Here is a 7,805-nt window from a genome sequence, read left to right as displayed (position 1 = left end):
CCAGTGTCCCTGGCCGGCTTATCGCTGCCTGGCGCTTCGGGGCGCTGGATCTGGTTCTGTCGGATTTCATCCTTGCTGAGCTGCGCCGCACCCTGCCCAGGTTGGTCCACCGTCATGGACTGACGCTTCCTGCCATCGATGATTTGATCGACTCCCTGGCGATTCTGGCCGACCTGGTGGAGCCGGAGGTTGTAGCGGAGAGCGACCTGACGGATCGCAACGACCTGCCGGTGCTCGGCACCCTGGTGGCGGCTCTGCGGCTCGGCTCGGCCCAGGCCCTGGTGACGGGCGACAAAGCCCTACTTGCCTTGCGGGGTCGCTACCCCATTTGCACCCCCGCGGAGTTCTGGGCGGAGCATGGCGGCCCCTGAATGGCCCACAGCACGCTGGCCCCTAGTGGCCAGTGCCTTTTGGCGTGCTTGCCAAGCGGCGGGGCCGGCGCACACGATGGGATAGCTAGTTGTTTTGACCTTTATGGCCGCCGAACGCTCCTTCATCGCCATCAAGCCCGACGGGGTGCAGCGGGGGCTGGTGGGGGAGATCCTTGGCCGCTTCGAGCGCAAGGGCTTCAAGCTGGTGGGCCTCAAGCAGCTCACCCCCAGCCGCGAGCTGGCCGAGAGCCACTACGGCGTGCACCGTGAACGCCCCTTCTTCGCCGGCCTGGTGGACTTCATCACCTCCGGCCCGGTGGTGGCGATGGTGTGGGAGGGCGATGGGGTCATCGCCAGCGCCCGCAAGCTGATCGGCGCCACCAAGCCCCTCGAGGCCGAGCCCGGCACGATCCGCGGCGACCTGGCCGTGAACATCGGCCGCAACGTGATCCACGGCTCCGATGCCCCTGAGACCGCCGAGTTCGAGATCGGCCTCTGGTTCACGGCCGCCGAACTCAGCGACTGGACCCCGGCAGATCAGGAGTGGCGCCAAGAGAGCTGAAAGGCTGGGGCCCGCTAGCCAGCGGGGAAGAAGCTGCTTGGCCAGATGCGATGCGCAGGAGCAGCACTATTCCCGCTGTTAGCCATGTCAATAATTGGAACGGTTGATAACCAGGCAGCCCGAGAAACAGGGAGACCGGGCCAGATAGACTAGTGGTAACCAATATTAAGAGAATCGTATTGCCGAGCGTGGGGCGCTTAAAAGTAATAAGCCAGCAACAAAGTAGCGCTGGATAGAGCATGATGTTGTCGTAATAGCCATGGTAAAAGAGCGTTGCTTCCGCAATGGCGCTGATCCCAGCAAGTTCTATCGAAATGCTGGCTTGCGCGAACCGAGCCCACAGCTTGCGGATGAATCTTGCTTGCCTTACTGCTATGTAAATGCTCCCAGCAATGGCGACGAAAATGCCGATCAAAGATGTTTTGAAAGAGTTCGATTCGCCCAGGCTTGAATTGGTAAGTGCTCCGGTTAGGTTGGGCGATAAGTCTGTAAAATGTTGCAGGATTTTCAGCCAGCTGGCAAGGAAATCGATTGGCTGTGTGCCGGTATTCCATAGGGCAACAACGCTGAGTCCAGCCAGAATGCCACTGCCAAGCCAGAGCCCTTTTCGATATTTGGGCAGCAGCAGCGGTAGGGCAAATGTGACAGCTATCTGAGGTTTGATCATGGCTAATACCCAACAAAGCCCGGCTTGACGTGGCTTTTGGCGTTGAAGCAGGAGCCATTGCAGGGTGTAGCCCCACGCATGCGGCCGAAAACTGACCAAGGGTCAAACAGAGATTGAGCTCCCGAATGGTGAGGGGTAAGAAGGCCCCAAGCCAACTGGCGGCCTTGCCCCATGGCCGGAAGAACGGAAACCCATCAAGCCAATGCCGGACCCATGAGCAACCACAAGCAACGCCTTGATACCGGCGCCAAACCTCCGGCTGGAGCGGCTCAATCAGGAATCCCTCCAGCCCTGTGAGTGCTCCGGCCTCAGCTGGCGGAGAACCTTGCCTCAGCTCGCCTGTCCGTTTTGCGGTGGCCCTGCCAGCTCGGTGGCTATGTAGGCGAGGAATCGCCGGTGGAGGGTGTTGGGTTCGAGGCGGAAAAGAGCTCCTGCTCGAAGCGCGCGATTCTGGCGTTGCTCTCTTGCAATTGCTTCAAGCGCTTCTCGCTCTCGAGCAGCCGTTTCTCGCTTTCGAGCGATCTGACCCTCAAGCGCTCGGTTTCTTGCTCGATGTCGTAGACGGGTCGCCAATTCAACGTCGCCAGCAAACGCCGCCAGGGCGGCAAGGTGGAGACATATTCCGATCTGGTTAGCTGTTTTGAGACGGCTGAGGCGGAGGAGGTTTTCATCGCCGTAGTTCGAAGTGAACGAGATCAGCAGCAGCAGCACACCGGCCGCGGCGTCAAACCAGGCAGCGCTGAGAGACTTTCAGATTGCATCAGCGTAACGAGGACGCGCCAGGCGCGATTCCTCCATAGTACGTCAGTACTGTCAGTTGTTCCTCCGTGTTTCCACGGTTTCTCCAATTTGCTGCGGAGATGCCGCCCCAGCTCCGCTGGATCACGCGCCATCTGTGGCTCACCTGTGTGCGCCCATGGTGATGTCAACGAATACCAGCAGGGCTCAGCCTGAATATCTCAACCTGAACAACTCAGCTCTGGAACCGTCCCCAGCCCCAGGGCTCCAGCAGGGCCCTGTCCTCCGCCTTGGCTGATCCGCAGATCACTCCTGCCACCAGTTCGGCAGTAATTGCGGCGAGCAGCACGCCGTTGCGGTGGTGGCCGGTCGCCAGCCATAGCCCCCGGATCCCGCTTGCCCCCAGCAGCGGCCCCTGGTCGGGTGTGCAGGGCCGGAAGCCCCACCAGCGCTCCATCGGCGGCCAGCCGGCAGCCTCTGGCAGCAGGGCTTCGAGGCCCTCCTGCAGCTGGCGCTGGCCCGCAGGCGTTAGCCCTTCGCTGAAACCCGCTTCTGGCTCGCTGGTGGCCCCCACCACCAGCAGGCCATCGGCCCGTGGCACCAGATAGGTGCCGGGCCCGAAGATCACCCGCTTCAGCGCCTGGCGCGGCGCCTGCAGCGACAGCATCTGGCCCTTGAGCGGAAATACCGGCAGCTGGGGCAGCAGCTGGGCGCTCCAGGCCCCGCAGGCCAGCACCGCCTCGGCGCATGGCAGCCGCTGCTGCTCACCTGCCGCCGTGCGTAACCGTATGGCCTCCAGGGCGCCGCCGCCGCCGCACTCGATTGCCAGCACCTCTGCACCTTCCTGGAAGCCCACCCCCAGGGCAACGCAGGCCCGCTCCAGGGCCCGCATCAGCTGGCGGCGGTTGTCGATCTGACCGTCCTGGCTAAACAGCAGCCCCGCCCGCCAGCTCGGGCCGATGCCGGCGATTTCCCGCTCCAGGGCCGCCCGCCCCAGGGGCTCGCCCCAGGCGGCCGTGGGATAGGCGTCCCGCTCCGCGCTGCTGCGGAAGGGCACCACGATGCCGCAGGGCCTCAGGCCGCAGGCCAGAGCGCTGTCGGCCTCGATCTGCGCCACCCAGGCGGGGATCCGCTCCAGGCTGGTTTGGGCCAGGGCCAGCAGGTTGCCACTGAGGCCCTCGGCATGGGGGGCGAGCATGCCGGCCGCCACGAAGCCGGCCGCTTCGCTGCGGCGCCGGCTGAGCACCTGCACGCAGCGGCCCCGGCGGGCCAGTTGGTGGGCGATCGCCAGGCCGATCAGGCCGCCGCCCAGGATCAGCACCGGTTCGCTGCTTTTGGGCCGGTTGGGGGAGCCGGTCATCGCTGGTGCCCGCGGCTTCAGGGATGATGGCAGGCCGTTGCAGGTCCATCAGCGATGGCCAGTTGGGCGCTCCACCTTGAGCTCGAGATCATCTACCGCGATGGAGCTTTAGGTGGCGATTTAGATGGAGAGGGCAGCGCTAGCTGCCGCCGGATCACCGTCAAGGCTGTGCAACTCGACGCCGCAGGCAACCCGGCCCTGCTTTCGGCCCACTGCAGCCTGAGCGGCAGTTTCCAGGATTTCGCCACCGACCGGATCGAGAGCTGCCTCGACCTGGCCAGCGGTGAGCCGGTGGAGGATATTGCGGCCCTGGCGCGCAGTCGCTACGCCCAGAGCCGGGCGGGCCGTCTCGAGAACCTGCGCCGCCAGTTTGAAGCCGAGCTCACCGTGCTGCTCAGCATGGGCCAGGCCGATGGCCTCTTCCAGCAGCGGGAGAAGGAGTTGATCGCCACTTACCTATGCAGCCGCCAGGGGGAGCTGCCGCCTGGTGAAGCCCTCAGGCCCCCCCAACTGGCAAGCCAGCTGGCCTGGCTGAAGCGGCCATCAGCCGAGGAGTTTGGGGCTGCGGTCGAGGCCCTGGCGGCAGCTGAAGGGGGGCTGCTGGCCGAACTTTTCGCCACCTGCCTGGCGGTGGCAGACGTCCGTGAGGCCCGCGAGGGCGGGGAGCAGCCTGCCCTCGATCTGCTCGAGGCCCGCTGGTTCGGCGGCCCAGGTGCCTGAGCCCGGCGCCGTTCCATAGGATTGCCCCTCTAGGGACCCGGGCATCAATGGCGACAGGGCAAGGCGAGTGGGAAGCCGTGATCGGCCTGGAAACCCACGTGCAGCTGGGCACCGCCAGCAAGATCTTCACCAGCGCCTCCACCAACTTCGGCGACGAGCCCAACACCCACATCGATCCGGTGGTGTGCGGGCTGCCGGGCACGTTGCCGGTGCTCAATCAGAAGGTGCTTGAGTATGCGGTGAAGGCCGCGCTGGCCCTCAATTTGCATGTTGCTGAGCACAGCAAATTCGATCGCAAGCAATACTTCTATCCCGACCTACCCAAGAACTACCAGATCTCCCAATACGACGAACCAATCGCTGAAGACGGCTGGATCGAGGTGGAGGTGGCCGAAAAGGGTAAGGACACCTACCTCAAGACAATTGGCATCGAGCGCCTGCACATGGAGGAGGACGCTGGCAAGTTGGTTCACGCCGGCAGCGACCGCCTGGCCGGCTCCACCCACTCCCTGGTGGATTACAACCGCGCCGGCGTAGCCCTAGCTGAAATCGTCAGCAAGCCCGACCTGCGCACCGGCCGTGAAGCGGCCGAATATGCCGCCGAGATCCGCCGGATCATGCGCTATCTGGGCGTGAGCGACGGCAACATGCAGGAGGGTTCCCTGCGCTGCGACGTGAATATCTCGGTGCGGCGCGGCCCCGAGGAGCCCTTCGGCACGAAGGTGGAGATCAAGAACATGAACTCCTTCTCCGCCATCCAGCGAGCGATCGATCACGAGATCCAGCGCCAGATCAAGGCCTATGAGGCCGGCGAGCCGGTGGTGCAGGAAACGCGCCTCTGGGACGAGGGCAAGCAGCTCACCCGCAGCATGCGCACCAAGGAGGGTGCCAGCGACTACCGCTACTTCCCCGATCCAGACCTAGGGCCGATTGAGGTGGGCGCCGAGCAGCGCGAAGGCTGGCGGGCCGAGCTGCCGGAGTTGCCGGCCGCCAAGCGCCACCGCTATGCCGAGCAGCTGGGCCTATCTATCTATGACGCCCGGGTGCTCACTGAAGAGCTGCCGATGGCTGCCTATTTCGAGGCTGCTGTGGCCGCTGGAGCCGATGCCAAGGCCGCCGCAAACTGGATCAGCGGCGATATCGCCGCCCATGTGAACGCCAACCGGCTCTCCTACACCGATCTGCCCTTGCGGCCTGAGCAGCTGGCCGAGCTGGTGCAGCTGATTGAGGCTGGTGTGATCAGCGGCAAGATCGCCAAGGAGATTCTGCCGGAGCTGCTGGAGCAGGGCGGATCTGCCAAGGCGATCGTGGAGCAGCGTGGCCTGGGCATGATCAGCGACCCGGCAGCGATCACGGCGGTTGTGGCGGAGCTGCTGGCCGCCCACCCCGCGGAGGTGGAAGCCTTCCGGGGCGGCAAAACCAAGCTTCAGGGCTTCTTTGTGGGCCAGCTGATGAAGCGCACCGGCGGCAAGGTGGATCCGAAGCTGGCTAACCAGATCCTCAATCAAATGCTGAAGGGATGAGCGACGCCAAAGTGATCAGTGTGTACCCAACCGACCAACACACTCTTCGCTGAACCGTTGACCCTGCCGATCAGCTGCCGAGCATGTGTTGCATCGGCTAAAATTGCAGCACAATGAGAGTCGCGGGTGAAAGAGCTCAACATTCGTGAGATGCGTGCCAGTCTCGGCCAGCTGGCAGAGTTGGTCGCGGAGACGAGCCGACCTTCGCCAACGTATGCCGTTGTTGGAGACTGCTTCTGCGGATCTGATCCGCGCTGAGAAACGTGCCTATCTCGATACCAGCGCGCTGGCGAAGTGGTATCTCAATGAGCCTGGTTCTGAGGCCTTTGTCGCCTTTTTGCAGGGGCTCAGTCCAGCTGTGATCAGTAGCCACAAAGTGGCTGATTTGGGAGTTTCGATTCTCGCAACTGCCGATGGGGTGATGGCTGATGCCGTCATGATCATGGGTCTGCAGGTTGTGCGGTTTTCAAAGAGCAATTTAACCGTTTGCTGGAAGTTCCTGGCGATGGCCTGTTTGGGCTCCACACGATTTCTTACTGAATCTGCCCCCTAACCGACACCTTCTCACCCCTCACCATCACTTGCCTGAGATGGGCGACGTTCTATTAAAAGTGGAGAACGTAAGCAAGCGGTTCTGCGGTGACGTGACCCCCTTTGCTGCTCCAGTTCCTATGAGAGCTGGTGGGGTGGTTAGGCCGCTTTCCATTGCTGGAGGACTTCCAGGGGCGTGCGCCCCTGGAGAGCCGAATGCGGTCTGTAGACTTTGTACTCGATTCGGTGCTGTTCTGCCAATAACTTTGCCTCTGGTAAAGATGAGAAGAGCTCAATATTCAAGAATTCATCCCTGAGCCTGCTATTAAACGACTCCACAAATGGATTCTCCCAGGGTGAACCTGGCGGGATGTATGCCGTTGCTGAACCACTGCCTGTGCACCACTCCTGCAATGCGTGGGCAATAAACTCAGGGCCATTGTCCATGCGCAGATGGGCAGGTGCTGGATACAGCTTGAGTAGCTCCTCGATCGTGTCGATCACTTCATAAGCCCTGCAACGTCGACCCACACGGATCGCCAGGCAAACGCGACTAAATTCATCCACCACGTTCAAGAACTTGAGGGCGCGGCCATCCATCGTCTGATCGAACTGGAAGTCGATTGCCCAGACGTGATGCGGGTATTCAGAGCGCAACAGCTCCCTGTCACCTCCAGCAGGCCGGGAGCGCTTGCGCCTGCGAGGCAGGGGCCTTTGGAGACCTTCCTCACGCCAGATCCGTTGCACTCGCTTGTGATTGACGCTCCAGCCATCCAGTCGTAGCCGCCGGTAGACGAGTCGACGGCCCCAACGCACATGGCGCCGGGCCAGCTCCCGGATCCGTCGTTTGAGCTTCTGCTCCTCGATATCTGCCAGCGGCACAGGGCGCCGCTGGGTATTGCGATGTTGACCTGTCAACCGGCATGCACGCCGCTGGGAAACCCGGAATCGATCCTGCAGAACCACGACGGCCCTGCGACGACGCTCCGGGCTTAGAAGTTTCCCTCGGCAAGCTCCTTGAGCATGGCTTTATCAAGCTCAGCATCTGCAAGGAGGCGCTTAAGGCGCGTGTTCTCCAGCTCAAGCTCCTTGAGGCGTTTGGCCTCTGTGGCCTTCATTCCCCCGTACAGATGCTGCCAGCGGTGGTAAGTCGCCGGAGAAACTTCCAGGGCTCGGCAGACGTCAGCAACGGCCTGGCCTTGGTTCAAGAGCTGCTCAGCGGTCCGCAACTTGCGGATGATCTGCTCGGGGCTGTGGCGTTTGACTTTCATGGGGCTTCTCCTGGCCAATTCTGGCCGGTAGGGAAGCTCTCATAAGGGCTGGCTCAGTTTCT

9 protein-coding genes are annotated in these 7,805 nt (G+C 62.6%); 5 read left to right on the top strand and 4 right to left on the bottom strand.

What is annotated here, in order from left to right; all coding sequences use genetic code 11:
* Nucleotides 1-371, top strand: a 371-nt coding sequence (locus KBZ15_RS14295; protein WP_255015881.1) for a putative toxin-antitoxin system toxin component, PIN family, incomplete at its 5' end; no start/stop codon positions are given.
* Between the two features lie 103 nt (nt 372-474).
* Nucleotides 475-933 carry a nucleoside-diphosphate kinase gene (gene ndk / locus KBZ15_RS14290; RefSeq protein WP_255015880.1) on the top strand — a complete coding sequence of 153 codons (459 nt, stop codon included), beginning with the start codon at nt 475-477 and terminating at the stop codon, nt 931-933.
* Here ndk and KBZ15_RS14285 read toward each other — a convergent pair.
* From KBZ15_RS14285 to KBZ15_RS14275, 3 genes are all read right to left on the bottom strand, one after another.
* Nucleotides 887-1,699: a glycosyltransferase 87 family protein gene (locus KBZ15_RS14285; protein ID WP_255015878.1), complete on the bottom strand. Its 813-nt coding sequence runs from the start codon at nt 1,697-1,699 to the stop codon at nt 887-889. The genes ndk and KBZ15_RS14285 overlap by 47 nt on opposite strands.
* A gap of 275 nt (nt 1,700-1,974) precedes the next feature.
* Nucleotides 1,975-2,271 carry a hypothetical protein gene (locus tag KBZ15_RS14280; protein WP_255015877.1) on the bottom strand — a complete coding sequence of 99 codons (297 nt, stop codon included), beginning with the start codon at nt 2,269-2,271 and terminating at the stop codon, nt 1,975-1,977.
* Nucleotides 2,272-2,573: 302 nt separating this feature from the next.
* On the bottom strand, nt 2,574-3,698 hold the full coding sequence (locus tag KBZ15_RS14275; RefSeq protein ID WP_255015876.1) for an FAD-dependent oxidoreductase: 1,125 nt from the start codon (nt 3,696-3,698) through the stop codon (nt 2,574-2,576).
* A gap of 54 nt (nt 3,699-3,752) precedes the next feature.
* On the opposite strand from KBZ15_RS14275, the gene KBZ15_RS14270 reads away from it, so the two are divergent.
* From KBZ15_RS14270 to KBZ15_RS14260, 3 genes are all read left to right on the top strand, one after another.
* Nucleotides 3,753-4,418, top strand: a complete 666-nt coding sequence (locus KBZ15_RS14270; protein ID WP_255015875.1) for a hypothetical protein — start codon at nt 3,753-3,755, stop codon at nt 4,416-4,418.
* A gap of 47 nt (nt 4,419-4,465) precedes the next feature.
* Nucleotides 4,466-5,941: an Asp-tRNA(Asn)/Glu-tRNA(Gln) amidotransferase subunit GatB gene (gene gatB / locus KBZ15_RS14265; protein ID WP_255015874.1), complete on the top strand. Its 1,476-nt coding sequence runs from the start codon at nt 4,466-4,468 to the stop codon at nt 5,939-5,941.
* 214 nt (nt 5,942-6,155) lie between these two features.
* On the top strand, nt 6,156-6,494 hold the full coding sequence (locus KBZ15_RS14260) for a hypothetical protein (protein WP_255015873.1): 339 nt from the start codon (nt 6,156-6,158) through the stop codon (nt 6,492-6,494).
* 137 nt (nt 6,495-6,631) lie between these two features.
* Here KBZ15_RS14260 and KBZ15_RS14255 read toward each other — a convergent pair.
* A protein-coding gene (locus KBZ15_RS14255; protein WP_396123497.1) for an IS3 family transposase occupies nt 6,632-7,743 on the bottom strand; the annotation gives its coding sequence in 2 pieces (ribosomal slippage) (nt 6,632-7,482 and nt 7,482-7,743; 1,113 coding nt in all).
* Between the last annotated feature and the right edge of the window lie 62 nt (nt 7,744-7,805).

The organism is Cyanobium sp. BA20m-p-22 (assembly GCF_024346275.1).
Taxonomy (GTDB): Bacteria; Cyanobacteriota; Cyanobacteriia; order PCC-6307; family Cyanobiaceae; genus Cyanobium_A.
Note: the sequence above shows the minus strand (reverse complement) of the source record. Positions and strands in the feature narration are given on the sequence as shown.